The sequence below is a fragment of the Microbispora sp. CL1-1 genome, from assembly GCF_012034195.1.
Classification (GTDB): domain Bacteria; phylum Actinomycetota; class Actinomycetes; order Streptosporangiales; family Streptosporangiaceae; genus Microbispora.
On the sequence record NZ_JAATEK010000005.1, the window covers coordinates 1 to 13,441 of the forward strand.

Sequence of the window (13,441 nt, forward strand, 5' to 3'; positions counted from 1 at the left end):
CGACGGCAGCGACATCTCCCGCATCAAGCGCCAGCAGGTCTTCATCTCCCAGGTCGTGAAGAAGGCGACCAGCAGCGCCCTGCTCACCGACGTCGGCAAGCTGCAGAACTTCATCGCCGCCGCGGCGAAGTCCGTCACGATGGACGACGCGCTCAACACCGAGGAGCTCATCAAGATCGCGCAGAGCGCGCAGAAGCTCTCGGCGAAGGGCTTCAAGGCCACCACCGTGCCGTGGGAGCCGTACGTCGCCGACAAGAACCGCGTCCAGTGGAAGCAGCCGGCCGCGGGCAACCTCTTCAAGGCCATCGCGAACGACACCGAGGTCACCCCGACCGCGAGCGCCACCCCGACCGCGGCCGCCTCGCCGTCCGGCCCGGTGGTCACCAAGCCGCAGCAGGTCAAGGTGCAGGTGTTCAACGGCACCAACACAGCCGGGCGGGCCAAGGAGGTCGCCGAGGAGCTCTCCGCGCTCGGCTTCAACGTCGTCGGCGTCGGCGACGCCAGGAAGCCCGACGGCACCGACCAGCCGAAGACCATGGTCCGCTACACCGGTCAGGGCTGGAACTACTCGAAGATGCTGGTCGGCAAGCTGCTCAACCCCGTCAGCCCGGAGACCGGCAAGGTGGCGAGCGGCCCGGTCACGCCGTTCACGCCGTCCTCGCCCCCGCCGGACGCGCCCAAGGGCAAGGTGCGCGGGCCGATCATCCAGCTCGTCGTCGGCGCCGACTGGAAGGGCGTCCGCTCGCCCATCGACCTGGGCGACAACGCCATCACCGCCGACACCAACCCCTGCGCGACCTGAACCGCGCCACGGCCGGGCCGGGGCTCCTGCGTCGTCCACGAGGACGCGGAGCCCCGGCCCGTTTCCGTTTCCGGCGGTCTGCCGGTTTCCGGCGTTCTGACACCGGGATTCACAGAAGCCACAAGAGCTTCGTTCGGCCCCAGAGGCGACATACGCGTTCAAGAACGTTAGGGTGAACACCTGGCGGACGCGCCCTGTTCGCCCGTTCGGGCTTATGCGCCGGGGCGCCTTCGCTAGTGTCCGAAAGGACGCGGCGACGCTACGCCATGCGTGGCCGTTCCCCCGAGCCTCCCAACAGATAGCTGAGCGTTTCTCCCGTGAGTGACTCCCGCCATCACGCCCCGGTTCCCGGATCTCCACAAGGCAACGACCCCGACGCCGAAGAGGCTCCCACCGGAGTGATAAGCCGCATCACCGGAGACTGGCCCGCTCCGGACGGCGGCGGCCTGCCGCGGCGGGAGCCGAAGACCACGGGTGGTCCGGAAGCGGAGCAGCACGGGCGTCACGAGAGCGGCTTTCGAGCGCCCGGCGACGAGAGCGCCGGTGAGAGGGGCCCGGGCAGCACTGGCAGCGCGGCGGGCAGCGCGACAGGCGCCGCCGAGACGGGGAACCCCGAAGGCCCCGCGCCGGCCGGTTCCGCACCCGCCGGGGCCTCGCCGTACGACAAGCCGCCGCTGCCGGTGCGCAAGCCGCGGAGCACCGGTGCCGCTCCCCTCGCCGCCCCGACTCCCACCGCCTCCACACCAAGCGCTTCGACACCGGGCACCTCCACACCGGGCACGTCCGCACCGGACGACAAGCCGCCCCTGCCCGTACGGAAGCCACGCCGGCCGGGCGCCTCCCGCATGGGCATGCCACCCGCGTCCGCCCCGCAGCCGGAGGGCTTCGACTACTTCTCCGCGGGCCGGGGCCCGGATCGCGCGGACACGGCTCGTCAGGGCGCGGAGCACGCCGCCTCGCCCATGGGCGCCGCCGACAGTCCCACGGCGTGGCCCCAGGCGTTCCCGGAGAACGGCCCCCGCAACCTCGCGGACGCGTTCCCCGGCGCCGCCCGGCGCTCGTCCGGACCACAGGCAGGCCCCGGAGCACAGGGTGGCCCAGACGCCCCCACGCCCCCCTTCGGCGAGCCCCCGGCCTTCCCCACCCCGGTCTTCGGCGCCGGGGCCGACACGGCGGGAACGCGCTTCGGCGGTTTCCCCGAACCTCCCGCTTTCCCCGAACCTCCCGGCTTCCCCGAGCCACCGCCGGCGGCCGCCGGCCGGACGGCGAACCCCTTCCTCGACACTCCCCCGTCCAGCACCGGCCCGGCCGGCACCGGCCCGTCCGGCGCGGGCCCGGCCGTGACCCCGGACGACCCCTTCGGCGCCGCGCCGTACGCGCCGGCCCCCGCGTGGCTGGGTCAGGGCGCCGACCCCTCCCAGTGGGACCCCTGGCGGCGCTCCCAGGACGGCTCAGGCGGCGCGAACGACCCCCGCCAGACCGGCCCGCTCGGCAAGCCGCTGCGCGCCCCGCTGCCCGCCTGGGCCGAGGCCGCGCCCGCCCGGCCGGACGACCCGTCCGCCCACGGCGCGAAGCGGCGTGACGGCGCGGAGGGCGAGCCCGCGCGGGAGCACGCGCCCCGGGCCAAGAAGCCGCGCGACCCCTACCTCGACAACGTGAAGTTCGTCGGCATCGCCCTGGTGCCGATCGGCCACTCGCTGGTCCCGACGCTGGCGGCCGACTCCTCGCGGGCGGCGTACCTGTTCATCTACGTCTTCCACATGCCGTTGTTCGTCATCGTCAGCGGTTACCTGTCCAGGAACTTCTGGAACTCCAACGCGAAGACCAACAAGCTCGTCGACACGTTCCTCGTACCGTACGTGATCGTCGAGCTGGGGTACGCCGTGCTGCGCACCGCCTTCGGGCACAAGTTCAGCATCACGATCACCGACCCCGCCTGGTTGAACTGGTATCTGCTCGCGCTGCTGTTCTGGCGGCTGTCCACACCCGTGTGGAAGCGGATGAAGTACCCGTTCATCATCTCGATCGTCGTATACCTGTTCGCCGGGTTCTCCCAGCTCTCCGGCGACTTCAGCATGGACCGCTTCTTCGGCCTCATGCCGTTCTTCGTCCTCGGTCTCGTGCTCAAGCCGGAGGTCTTCGACTTCCTCAAGAAGCGCTGGGTGATGGTGCTGTCGGCGCTCGTGCTGCTGGGCGCCGCGGCCGTGGCGATCTTCCTGGTGAAGAACTACTCGATCAAGCTCGGCCCGATCTACTACAAGAACAGCTACAAGACCCTCCACCTGGTCTGGTGGAAGGGCATGATGCTGCGGACGGCCCTGCTGGTGGCCGCGCTGGCCATGTCGGCGGCCGTGATGTCGCTGGTCCCCAAGCGCCAGACGTGGTTCACCGACCTCGGCACCCGCACGCTCTACTGCTACCTGCTGCACGGCGTGCCGGTGATGATCGCCAAGGAGATGGGCTGGCTCAGCTTCTCCTGGCTGCACGGCCCGCTCGGCGTGGCGGCCATCGCGTGCTCCTGCTTCGCGCTGGCCATCGTGCTGTGCCTGCCGATCACCCGTACGGCGTTCAAGTGGCTGCTCGAACCCCGGCTGACCTGGTTGTACCGGAGGCCGAGCGCGCGGCCGGCGCAGCCGGCGAGCACCGGAAGTTAAGCCGCATTTCGAGGAGCATTCACCCGGCACATCCGGTCATTTCGGACGGTGCGGTCAGCCTTCCTCCATGAGGGTATGCGTCGGCACGACAGTCCATCATCCCGAGGACGCCCGGATCACCCACCGGCAGATCCGGGCGCTGCTCGACTCCGGTCACGAGGTCACCTTCGTCGCGCCGTTCAGCCACTGCAACGTGACGCCGCGGCAGGGCATCCGGGCCGTCGACGTGCCGCGGGCCGTGGGCCTGCGCCGCGGCAAGGCGCTGCGGGCCGCCGCCTCCGCCCTGCGCACGGCGGCCCGAGACGCCGACCTGCTGCTCGTGCACGACATCGAGCTGCTGCTCGCGCTGCCGCGCCGCCGGCCTCCCACGGTCTGGGACGTCCACGAGGACACGATCGCGGCGCTCGGCGCCAAGACGTATCTGCCGGGGCCGGTGCGGAGCGTGCTGCCGCCGCTGATCCGCGCGATCGAGAGCCGGGCGGAGCGGCGGGTCCATCTCATGCTCGCCGAGGAGTCCTACCGTGCGCGCTTCCCCGGCGCGCATCCCGTCGTGCCCGACCACACGTACGTGCCGCCGGCGCCGCCCGCGCCGCCGGGGGACAACCGGATCGTCCACGTGGGCCACATCTCCCTCGCGCGCGGCGCGGCCGAGATGGTGGAGGTCGCCCGGCGGCTCCGGCCGTACGGCATCCGCCTCGACCTGATCGGGCCGGCCGACGCCGAGGTGCGTCCGATGCTGCGCGACGCGCAGCGCGCGGGGCTGCTCGACTGGTTCGGATACGTCCCCAACAACCACGCGCTGCGGATGGCCGAGGGCGCCCTGGCCGGGCTGTCCCTGCTGCACGACGTGCCGAACCATCGCCACTCGATGCCCACGAAGATCATCGAATACATGGCCCGCGGCGTCCCCGTCGTGACGACCCCGCTGCCGATGGCGGCGTCCCTGGTGGAGCGGGCCGGCTGCGGGACGATCGTCCCGTTCGGCGAGGTCGGCGAGGTGGCCGACGCGGTCGTGCGGAGCGTGCTCCGCCTGCGCGAGGACGCCGAACGGCGTGCCGAGATGGGCGCCCGGGGCCACGCCGAGGCGCTGAACCACTACCACTGGCCCGCCGTGGCCGGCGAGTTCGTCGCCCTGCTGGAGCGGTGGGCCCAGGCCCCGGACACGGTCCCGGCCCTGAGCCCGAGCCGTACGGTCCCGGCCTGACCGCCCCTCATGCCGCGGGCCGGCCGGAGCCGGGTGGCGCGGACAGCAGGCGCAGCCCGGCGGCGGCGAGGCCGGCCGCCTGGGTGACCGCGCCCGCGACCTCGAACCACTCGGAGCCGGTAACGAGGCCGATCACGTGCAGCGGCGGCCACGCGACGACCCCCGCGGCGGCCCAGATCGGCACTACGCGGGCGCGGAGCAGGGCCAGCCCGAGCAGCAGCGTGCCGACGAGGTTGCCGAGCGCGAAGAGCGGAAACACCCAGACGACCGTCGGCTCGCTCTCGACGCCGTCGATGACCGCCGCGTAATCGGCGGCGTGATCCCCACGCTCGGCCATGACGACGTTGCCGATCCCGTTGAAGGCGATCGCGAAGTAGCAGATGTATCCCGCTGCCACGAGAACCGTGCCGAGGAACCCGAGCCTGCGGCTCCGGTCGCCGATGAGGCGCCTCGCGCCGAGCATGGCCGGCACCATGAGCAGGCTTCCCACCATGGCGGCGAGCGAGCCGAGGCGGTAGAGGCCGGGATGGGCCGACGCCAGGGCCAGTGCGTTCGCCCCGGTGCTGTCGTCTCCTCCCGCGCGGGTGGCCCAGGCGTAGGCGGCGTTGGCGACGACGAAGCCCAACGGCGCGGTGAACAACGCCAGGGCGAGCGGCAGATGACGAGTGCGCGGCGGCGTCATGTGCGGGACCGCAGAGCCGGGGCGAGGAACGCGACGCAGACGAGGGTCAGCACGACGCCGACCGCGGCCGTCGCGATCGCCGGTGTGGGGACGTCGTCGACGAAGAACGCCGGCACCGCGGTGAGCCCCGACAGCAGCCTGGTGACGACCACGGCCACTACCGCGGCGCGGCTGCCGCGCCAGGCCAGCACGACGCCGACCACGGTGATCAGGCCGAGCACGCCGTCGAGGAGCGCCACCGCGAACGGCGGGTGCTCGCCGTCGCCCAGCGGCAGCGAGACCACGTCGACGAGACCGAACAGGCCGGCCAGGACCAGGCCTGTGACGAGGAGAACCGAGCGTTTCACCATGCCTCCTGAGATGCGGATCGGATACCGATGTCCGCAGTGTGAGCGCACCGGCCCCGCCGGCGGATCCGGGCTATCCCTGGCCGGATCTCCGTGCTGGCACGCATTCACTCCGGCCGCCTCGCGGCCTGCGGTGTGCTCTCGCGGCACTCCCCCGCCTGCTCACGTACGCCCCGGGTGCTGCCGCTGCCGCAGGCGACGCAACGGCGGCGCTGAACGGCACGGCGCTTGCGATCGGCTGCCCGGCATGGAGGACGACCACCGCCGCGTGCTCGCCGTCCTGCTCTACCTCGGCAGTTCCCGCACCTGCCGCAGGCGCCGGTCGAGGAACGCCCGCTCGGAGGCGTTCCGCGTGCGTGTGATCGCCGCCTCGTACGCCCGCGCGGCCTCCCCGGCCCGGCCGAGCCGCCGCAGCAGGTCGGCCCTGACGGCGTGGAACAGGTGGTAGCCGTCCAGGTCGAGATCGTCCACGAGGGCGAGCGCGGCCTGCGGCCCGTCCACCTCGGCCACCGCGACGGCGCGGTTGAGGGCGACGACCGGGTTGGGGGCGAGGGCGAGCAGGTGGTCGTACAGGCTCAGGATCTGCCGCCAGTCCGTGGCGGCGGCGACCGGCGCGTCGGCGTGGACGGCGTTGATCGCCGCCTGGATCTGGTAGTGTCCCGGCCTGCCGCGCCGCAGGCACGCCCGCACGATGCCCTGGCCCTCGGAGACGAGCGCGTGGTCCCACCGGCCGCGATCCTGCTCCGGCAGCGGCACCAGGTCGCCGGCCGGGGTGGTGCGGGCGTCGCGGCGGGCGTGGACGAGCAGCATGAGCGCGAGCAGCCCCATGACCTCCGGCTCGTCGGGCATCAGCGCGGCCAGCAGGCGGCCGAGCCTGATGGCCTCCGCGCACAGGTCCTCGCGGGCCAGCCGGTCGCCCGCGCTCGCCGTGTGCCCTTCGTTGAAGATCAGATAGACGACGGCGAGCACTGCCCGGAGGCGGTCGGGCAGGTCGGCCTCGCGCGGGACGCGGTACGGGATCCCCGCGTCGCGGATCTTGGCCTTCGCCCGCACCAGCCGCTGGGCCATGGTCGGCTCGGGGACCAGGAACGCCCGCGCGATCTCGGCCGTGGTGAGGCCGCCGAGCAGGCGCAGCGTCAGCGCGACCCGGGCGGCCGGGGCGAGCGCGGGATGGCAGCAGGTGAAGATCAGACGGAGCCGGTCGTCGTGCACGGGACCCTCCTCGTCGGCCGGTTCGCCGCCCGCGTCGCCCGGGGCGTGCAGCAGGGCCGCCCACGCCTGCTTGTCCGCACGCCGGGACTCCCGCCGGTGGCGGTCGATCACCCGGTTGCGGGCGGTCGTGATGATCCAGCCGGCCGGGCTGGGCGGCGGCCCGTCGCGCGGCCAGCGCCGCACCGCCTCGGCGAACGCGTCCTGCACCGCCTCCTCCGCGACGTCGATGTCGCCGAAGTGGCGGACCAGGACCGCGACGGCCCGGCCGTACTCCTCGCGGAACACCCGCTCGATGTCGAGGTCCCTATCGCCGGTCGTCATCGCCCTCCACGATGCCCGCGAACGGGCGCACCTCGACCGGGAGCGTGGTCGCACGGGCGAGCCTGCGCCCCCATTCGAGCGCCGCGTCGAGGTCGGGCGCCTTGATGATCGTCAGCCCGCCGACGTGCTCCTTGCCCTCGGCGTACGGGCCGTCGGTGACGAGCTCCTCACCATCGCGCACCCGCACCACCGTCGCCGTGCCCGGATCGTGCAGCCCGCCGGAGAAGACCCATGCCCCCGCGGCGCGCAGATCCTCATTGAGGACCGCCAGATCCCGCATGATCGGCTCCAGGACCTCCGGCGGGGGCGCGTCGCCGTCGGGCTGCTGGATGCTGAGCAGATAGTGCCTCATGGCCTCGTCCACCTCCTCGGTGAGGCCCGCCTGATGCGGGCCCGTTCACCTTCTACACGACCGGCCACCCCCCGAATCGACACCAGGACTGGCACAACCTTGCCGCCGTACGGCTGTCGCCCGGCCGCCCGGCTTGCTGTACTGGGAGCATGGCAAGCCATCTCGTCCAGGGTCGCAGGGTCGAGACGCCGGTGGAGGTCCGCGACGCGTCGGTCTGCGTCGCCGCCTACCTCGTGCGGGCCGACGCGGCCCGCGCGGTCCTCGCGTACTCCAGGATGGACGTCACCGAGGTCCTGCCGGGCAAGGCCCTGTGCTCGCTGGTGTTCGTCCGCTACCACGACTCCGATCTCGGCTCCTACAACGAGTTCGGGGTCACCTTCCTCGTACGGCCGGACGGCTCGGGCCCGCCGCCGAGGCCCGGGCTCCTGGCCGGGCTGAAAGACCTGCGCGGGGCGGGATCGGGCGCCTTCGTCCACTGGCTGCCGGTCGACCAGGCGTTCACGCTGGAGGCCGGACGGGTCATCTGGGGCTTCCCCAAGGAGCTGGCCGACGTGGACCTGCGACTCCGCTCGCCGTACAAGCGGTGCCTGCTGCGCAGGGACGGCCGGATGGTCGTCGACCTGCTGCTCAGGCCCGGCATCGCGGCGACGCCCGTGCCCCTGCTCGGCGAGGCACTGCCCGTGCCGGACGCCTACGCCCACCTGGACGGGGTCACCCGCCGCATCCCCTGGACGGCCCGGGCCCGGGGGGTGCGCTGGCGGCCGGGCGGCGCGCTCATCCGCCTGGGCAACCACCCCATCGCCAAGGAGCTGAGCGAGCTCGGCCTGCCCCGGCGGGCCCTGATGACGGCCACCGCCGAGCACGTGTCGATGACCTTCCAGGAGCCCGGACCGGCGTGACGCCCCCAGGTCACTCGCCCTGACGCCGGCCGTCCGCCTCGGCCTGTGCCCCCTTGGTCTGTGCCCCCTTGGTCTGTGCCCCCTCGGTCCGTCCCCCCTCTGCTTGGGGCGCCTCGCCGTGTGACGGCTGATGATCGCAGGAGCGCCGGTCCCGGGCGGCGGCGTCCGCGAGCGCCGGCAGCTGGGCCGCCAGCCGGTCGACCTTCTCGTTCAACGCCCTGATCTCGTTCATGACCGCGATGTGCTGCTGCAGCTCCAGCTCCTGGTCATCCTTCCAGCGCTGGGCGTTCACCTCCGCCTCCATCGCGGAGACGATCACACCGATGAGCAGGTTGAGCACGAAGAACGCCGTGATCACGATGAACGTGGCGAAGAAGATCCACGCGAGCGGCTCCTTCGTCATCACGTCCTCGGCCACCTCCGGCCAGCCCTCGACCGTGAGCACCGTGAACATCGTGAACAGCGACCGCCCGAGGTCGCCGAAGTAGCGCGGGGCCACTTCGTGGAAGAGCTGCTCACCGATCACGGACGCCGTGTAGAGCGACAGCAGCAGGAGGACCACGGCGGAGGCCAGCCCCGGCAGCGCCGCGAACAGCGCCGAGACGACCCGCCGCATGCCCGGCACGACGGAGATCAGCCGCAGGACCCGCAGGAACCGGAAGAGCCGCAGGATCGACACCGACTCCGAGGCCGGCACGAGGGCCATCCCGACGATGACCAGGTCGAACCAGTTCCACGGGTCGCGGAAGAACGCCTTTCCGTGTACGGCGATCCGCAGGATGATCTCGACGACGAAAACGGCGAGGATGGCCCGGTCGATCACGAGGAAGGCCGTGGCGTATCGGTCGGCCAGCTCGTGCGAGGTCTCCAGCCCGAGCGAGAGCCCGTTCAGCGCGATGACGGCGATGACCGCACGTTGGAAGACCGGAGAGTCGATGAAGACACGGAGCCGCTCGCGCTGGAAGGGCAATCCCACACTCCAAGATCAGACAGCGTGACCGCCCGAAATCCTACAGTTTGCCCCTGACCTCCGTTCCCAGGGAGGGTCGGTAGCGCCATGCACCCTGCTTTGATCGACTTTGTGCGGTGCCGTGCTCCGGGCATAGAGGCCGGGGGCGCTACCGTCGGAGAGCAGTCGAGGGAAAGGTGGCCATGAAGCCCGCAGACCCGTCCGTTCCGCCCGTCCGCCGTCTTGGTCTCGCGGACGTGCCGCACTGCCTCGACCTGGCGCAGGACCGCTCCTGGCCGAGGGAGGAGCGCAAGTGGCGGCTCCTGCTGGAGAACGGCGAGGGCTTCGGCATCGACGCCCCGGACGGCCGCGGGCTGGCGGGAACGGCCGTCCTCACCCGGTATGGCACGACGGCCGCCGCGGTCGGCATGATGCTGGTGGCCTCCCGCTATGGCGGGCGAGGGCTGGGACGCCGTCTCCTGGAGCACGTCCTGGCGGAGGCCGGCGACGCGACCGTGTTCCTGTGCGCGACGGAGTATGGCAGGCCACTGTACGAGAAGCTGGGCTTCGAGACGGTCGGCGTGGTCGAGGCCCGGGTCGGCCGCTTCCACGCCGGCGACGGCCCGTACGGCGAGGCGGACCCCGGCCGGAACGCGACCCGGCTCGCCGAGCCCGGGCGGGACCTGGCCGCGCTGTGCGCTCTGGACGTCGAGGTCTTCGGGGCCGACCGATCGCGCCTGCTGGCCCGCCTGTTCGCCTTCGCCGAGCAGGTCAGGGTCGCCGAGCGGGACGGTGAGATCACCGGCTACGGGGCGGCCTGGCGGAGCGGCGACCGATTGTTCGTCGGGCCGGTCGTCGCGGAGGACGACGCGACCGTCCGGACCCTGGTCACCGGCCTGGCCCGGGGCGCGGACGTCCGGATCAGGCTCGACCTCCACCGCCGTCACGAAGAGCTGGTCTCGTGGTTCGACGGGCACGGCCTGGCGCGGTCCTCCACGACGTCCTTCATGGTCCACGGCGGCCGGCCGCTCCCCGGCGACCGGTCCCGTCTCGTCGCCTCGTTCATGTCGGCGCTCGGCTGAGCGCAAGAGGCCGCGCGCGAGAGGCCGGGCGCGAGAGGCCGCGCGCGAGAGGCCGGGAGCCGGGACGTTGAGGACCCGGCCGCTCGTCCGGATCTAGACGATGGGCGGGCGGCCGAGCCGCAGCATGCGCCAGGCGGTGCGCCAGGCCATGGGACGGCGCTCGCCCGCCGGCTCGCGCAGCCCCTCGAAGAAGCCGCGGAACCACGCCTTGATCGCGGGCATCGAGCGCTCGCGTAGGAGTGTGAGCACGACCCAGTTGAGCAGGTAGAACATCGCCAGCGGCCACGGCAGGTTGCGCCGGGCCAGCCAGACTCGGTTGCGGGCGTTCAGCCGGTAGAAGTCCGTGTGCCGCGACGGCAGCACCAGCGGGTGGTACATGACCGGCTCGGCGTCGTATTCGATGCGGTAGCCCTCGCCCAGCAGGCGCCAGGCGAGGTCGGTCTCCTCGTGGGCGTAGAAGAACTTCTCCGGCAACCCGCCGACCTGGAGGAACGCCGACTTGCGGATCGCGCAGGCACCGCCGAGGAAGGTCGTCACCGGCGACGACCGCTCGGGGTCGCCGGCCCGCAGGCGGGGCACGTGCCGACGCTGCACGGAGCCGCCCTCGGGGTCCATCACCCGGAAGCTGATCACGGCGAGGTCGGGCTCGTGCGTGAACCGCTCGCGGACGTGCGCGGCGACCTTGGAGTTGGCATACCAGCCGTCGTCGTCCAGGAACAGGACGATGTCACCCGAGCACTCCTGCACGCCGCGGTTGCGCCCCTCGGGGATGCCCGCGTTGCGCTCCAGCCGTACGGTCTTGATCGTCGCGGCGGTGCCGGGCAGCGGCCGGGCGGTCAGCTGCGGGACGTCCGCGCCGTTGCCGACGATGACCACCTCGATGTCGCCGTCGGTCTGGGTGAGCGCGGACTCCACCGCCCGGTCGAGCTCGGCGATCCTGTTGCCCATGGTGAGGATGACACAGGAGATTTTCACCGCGTCACTGCCTCGACATGGGGCGCACTACACACGACTTCATGATCACCGAGTCTGTATGGCCGGGCAATCCGGAATCTGCCTGGTTTACCTTCGGACAAGGGTATCGGAACTGACACCAAACCCCTACCCAACCGTGAATGTACGGCCTGACAGCACGCCACGCGGGACTCGACGCGCTCATGAGAGCCGCCGGGAGGCGAGGATGCTGACCAGGTGCAGCACGAGCTGGACCACCGCGATGATCACGCAGGCGACCACGAGGATGCGGGTGGCGGAGAACCAGTTGTCGAGCACCGCCGCGACCACGACGATCAGCGACAGTTCGACGGCCTGGATCACCCGGTGGAACCGCAGCGCCGCCGCGGCCCTGCGGGCCAGCGCGAGCCGGGGCGAGGTGAACTGCTGCGCCGCCGCCTCGGTGGTCGCCACCAGGCCCGACCGGGCGCGGGCGACGTCGACCAGGTCGGTCTCCGACTTGATCAGGATCGCGCCGAGCGCCGCCGCCACGCCCATCACCGTGTACCAGTCGGGCAGGGTCTCCGACGCCCGGAAGCCCAGCCCGATCAGCAGGGCCGCCTCGGCGAAGTAGTGCCCGACCCGGTCGAGGTAGACCCCGGTGATCGAGGTGCGGCCGGTCCAGCGGGCCAGCTCCCCGTCCGAGCAGTCGAGCAGCAGGTAGACCTGGATGAGCAGGGCCGCGCCCAGTGCCGCCCAGAAGCCCGGGATGGCGAGCACGGCGCCCGACGCCACCCCGCACAGGATCATCAGGCCGGTGACCTGGTTGGGCGAGATGGGGGTCTTGGCCAGCAGCCAGGTGGCGTAGATGGACAGGCGCCGCATGTACAGCAGGCCGGCCCAGTGCTCGCCGCTGCGGCGGTCCATGGTGGTCTGCGGCTGGGCGACCGCGCGAAGCTCAGCGACCGACGGCGCGGACATAGTCCTCAACTCTCCCCCGGACCTCGTGCTCCGACAGCCGGAGGTGCTCAAGGATGGTGTAGCGGCCGGGCCGCGTGCTCGGGGCGAGCATCACTGCCTCGGTGAACTGTTCGTGCGTCAGGCCGACGTCGCCGGGGGCGACGGGCAGGTTGTGCTGCCGCAGGCAGCCGACGACCTGGCCGAGCCGGTGGGAGTCCTCCCGGAGGAAGAAGCAGAAGGCCGCGCCGATCCCGGCCAGCTCGCCGTGGTTGGCGGTCCCAGGGAAAAGCTGGTCCACGGCATGCATGATCTCATGATCTCCGCCGCTCGCCGGACGGCTTGACCCGGCGATGACCATCGACATGCCCGACATGATCAGCGCCTCGGCCAGCACGGTCAGGAACGCGTCCGACTCGATGGAGTCCGCCCGGCCCAGCACCGCCTCGGCCGCCGTACGGGCCATGGAGATCGCCACCCCGTCGACGGGCTCGCCGCGCTCGGTCCGGCCGAGCTGCCAGTCCTCGATCGCCGACAGGTTGCTCACCACGTCGCCGACACCGGCTCGTACGAGGGACTGCGGCGCGTCGTGGACGAAGTCGAGGTCCACCATGATCGCCAGCGGCATCGGCACGCCGAACGACGGCTTGCCCCCGTCGTGGACGAGGGAGGCCACCGGCGAGCAGATGCCGTCGTGCGAGAGGTTGGTCGCCACCGCGACCATCGGGATCCCGGCCAGCGAGGCGGCGTACTTCGTGGCGTCGATCGTCTTGCCACCGCCGATCCCGACGACGGCCTCGAACGCTCCCTTGCGCAGGTCCGCGCCGAGTGCGATGGCGGCGTCGACCGTGCCGTCGGCGACCCGGAAGACCTTGGCGTCACCGAGCGAGGGCGCGATGACCTCGGTGATCCGGTCCCCCTGGTTCGGGCCGACCGCGACCGCCACCTGCCCGGACGTGGCCACCCGGCTGTCGGCCAGCAGGGTCCCGAGCTGCGCGATCGCGCCCCGCCGCACCTCCATCGAGAGGGGAGCGGGAAGCATCCTTG

General features: G+C 72.0%; 13 protein-coding genes. 5 read left to right on the forward strand and 8 right to left on the reverse strand.

Going from position 1 to position 13,441, the window contains the following annotated elements; genetic code table 11:
* The 3 genes from HCK04_RS07740 to HCK04_RS07750 form a co-directional block, all read left to right on the forward strand.
* Positions 1-802, forward strand: an 802-nt coding sequence (locus HCK04_RS07740) for a LytR C-terminal domain-containing protein (RefSeq protein ID WP_142646363.1), incomplete at its 5' end; no start/stop codon positions are given.
* Positions 803-1,119: 317 nt separating this feature from the next.
* Positions 1,120-3,456 (forward strand): acyltransferase family protein, encoded by a 2,337-nt coding sequence (locus tag HCK04_RS07745; protein WP_142646365.1) that lies wholly within the window; start codon positions 1,120-1,122, stop codon positions 3,454-3,456.
* A 67-nt stretch (positions 3,457-3,523) separates the two neighbouring features.
* Positions 3,524-4,660, forward strand: coding sequence for a glycosyltransferase (locus tag HCK04_RS07750; protein WP_142646367.1), 1,137 nt, complete (start codon positions 3,524-3,526; stop codon positions 4,658-4,660).
* A 7-nt stretch (positions 4,661-4,667) separates the two neighbouring features.
* On the opposite strand, the gene HCK04_RS07755 is transcribed toward HCK04_RS07750, so the two are convergent.
* From HCK04_RS07755 to HCK04_RS07770, 4 genes are all read right to left on the reverse strand, one after another.
* Positions 4,668-5,342, reverse strand: a complete 675-nt coding sequence (locus HCK04_RS07755) for a hypothetical protein (RefSeq protein WP_142646369.1) — start codon at positions 5,340-5,342, stop codon at positions 4,668-4,670.
* The gene (locus HCK04_RS07760; RefSeq protein ID WP_142646371.1) at positions 5,339-5,692 is read right to left on the reverse strand and encodes a hypothetical protein; all 354 of its coding nucleotides are present in this window, start codon (positions 5,690-5,692) and stop codon (positions 5,339-5,341) included. Before HCK04_RS07760 ends, HCK04_RS07755 begins: the two co-directional genes overlap by 4 nt.
* Positions 5,693-5,974: 282 nt before the next feature.
* Positions 5,975-7,222 carry an RNA polymerase sigma factor gene (locus HCK04_RS07765; protein WP_142646373.1) on the reverse strand — a complete coding sequence of 416 codons (1,248 nt, stop codon included), beginning with the start codon at positions 7,220-7,222 and terminating at the stop codon, positions 5,975-5,977.
* Complete coding sequence (locus tag HCK04_RS07770) at positions 7,206-7,574, reverse strand: YciI family protein (RefSeq protein ID WP_142646735.1); 369 nt, start codon at positions 7,572-7,574, stop codon at positions 7,206-7,208. Before HCK04_RS07770 ends, HCK04_RS07765 begins: the two co-directional genes overlap by 17 nt.
* A 149-nt stretch (positions 7,575-7,723) precedes the next feature.
* Between HCK04_RS07770 and HCK04_RS07775 the strand changes: the two genes are divergently transcribed.
* Positions 7,724-8,473, forward strand: a complete 750-nt coding sequence (locus tag HCK04_RS07775; protein ID WP_142646375.1) for an acetoacetate decarboxylase family protein — start codon at positions 7,724-7,726, stop codon at positions 8,471-8,473.
* Positions 8,474-8,483: 10 nt separating this feature from the next.
* On the opposite strand, the gene HCK04_RS07780 is transcribed toward HCK04_RS07775, so the two are convergent.
* A complete protein-coding gene (locus HCK04_RS07780; RefSeq protein WP_205829996.1) occupies positions 8,484-9,449 on the reverse strand; it encodes an ion transporter in 966 nt (321 codons plus the stop codon).
* A 176-nt stretch (positions 9,450-9,625) separates the two neighbouring features.
* On the opposite strand from HCK04_RS07780, the gene HCK04_RS07785 reads away from it, so the two are divergent.
* Positions 9,626-10,504, forward strand: coding sequence for a GNAT family N-acetyltransferase (locus tag HCK04_RS07785; protein WP_142646377.1), 879 nt, complete (start codon positions 9,626-9,628; stop codon positions 10,502-10,504).
* A 93-nt stretch (positions 10,505-10,597) separates the two neighbouring features.
* Here HCK04_RS07785 and HCK04_RS07790 read toward each other — a convergent pair whose 3' ends face one another.
* From HCK04_RS07790 to HCK04_RS07800, 3 genes are all read right to left on the reverse strand, one after another.
* A complete protein-coding gene (locus HCK04_RS07790; protein WP_142646379.1) occupies positions 10,598-11,479 on the reverse strand; it encodes a glycosyltransferase family A protein in 882 nt (293 codons plus the stop codon).
* A gap of 180 nt (positions 11,480-11,659) precedes the next feature.
* Positions 11,660-12,418, reverse strand: coding sequence for a CDP-alcohol phosphatidyltransferase family protein (locus HCK04_RS07795; protein WP_142646381.1), 759 nt, complete (start codon positions 12,416-12,418; stop codon positions 11,660-11,662).
* Positions 12,396-13,436, reverse strand: coding sequence for an iron-containing alcohol dehydrogenase family protein (locus HCK04_RS07800; protein WP_168065758.1), 1,041 nt, complete (start codon positions 13,434-13,436; stop codon positions 12,396-12,398). The genes HCK04_RS07795 and HCK04_RS07800 overlap by 23 nt, the downstream gene beginning before the upstream one ends.
* Positions 13,437-13,441 lie beyond the last annotated feature (5 nt).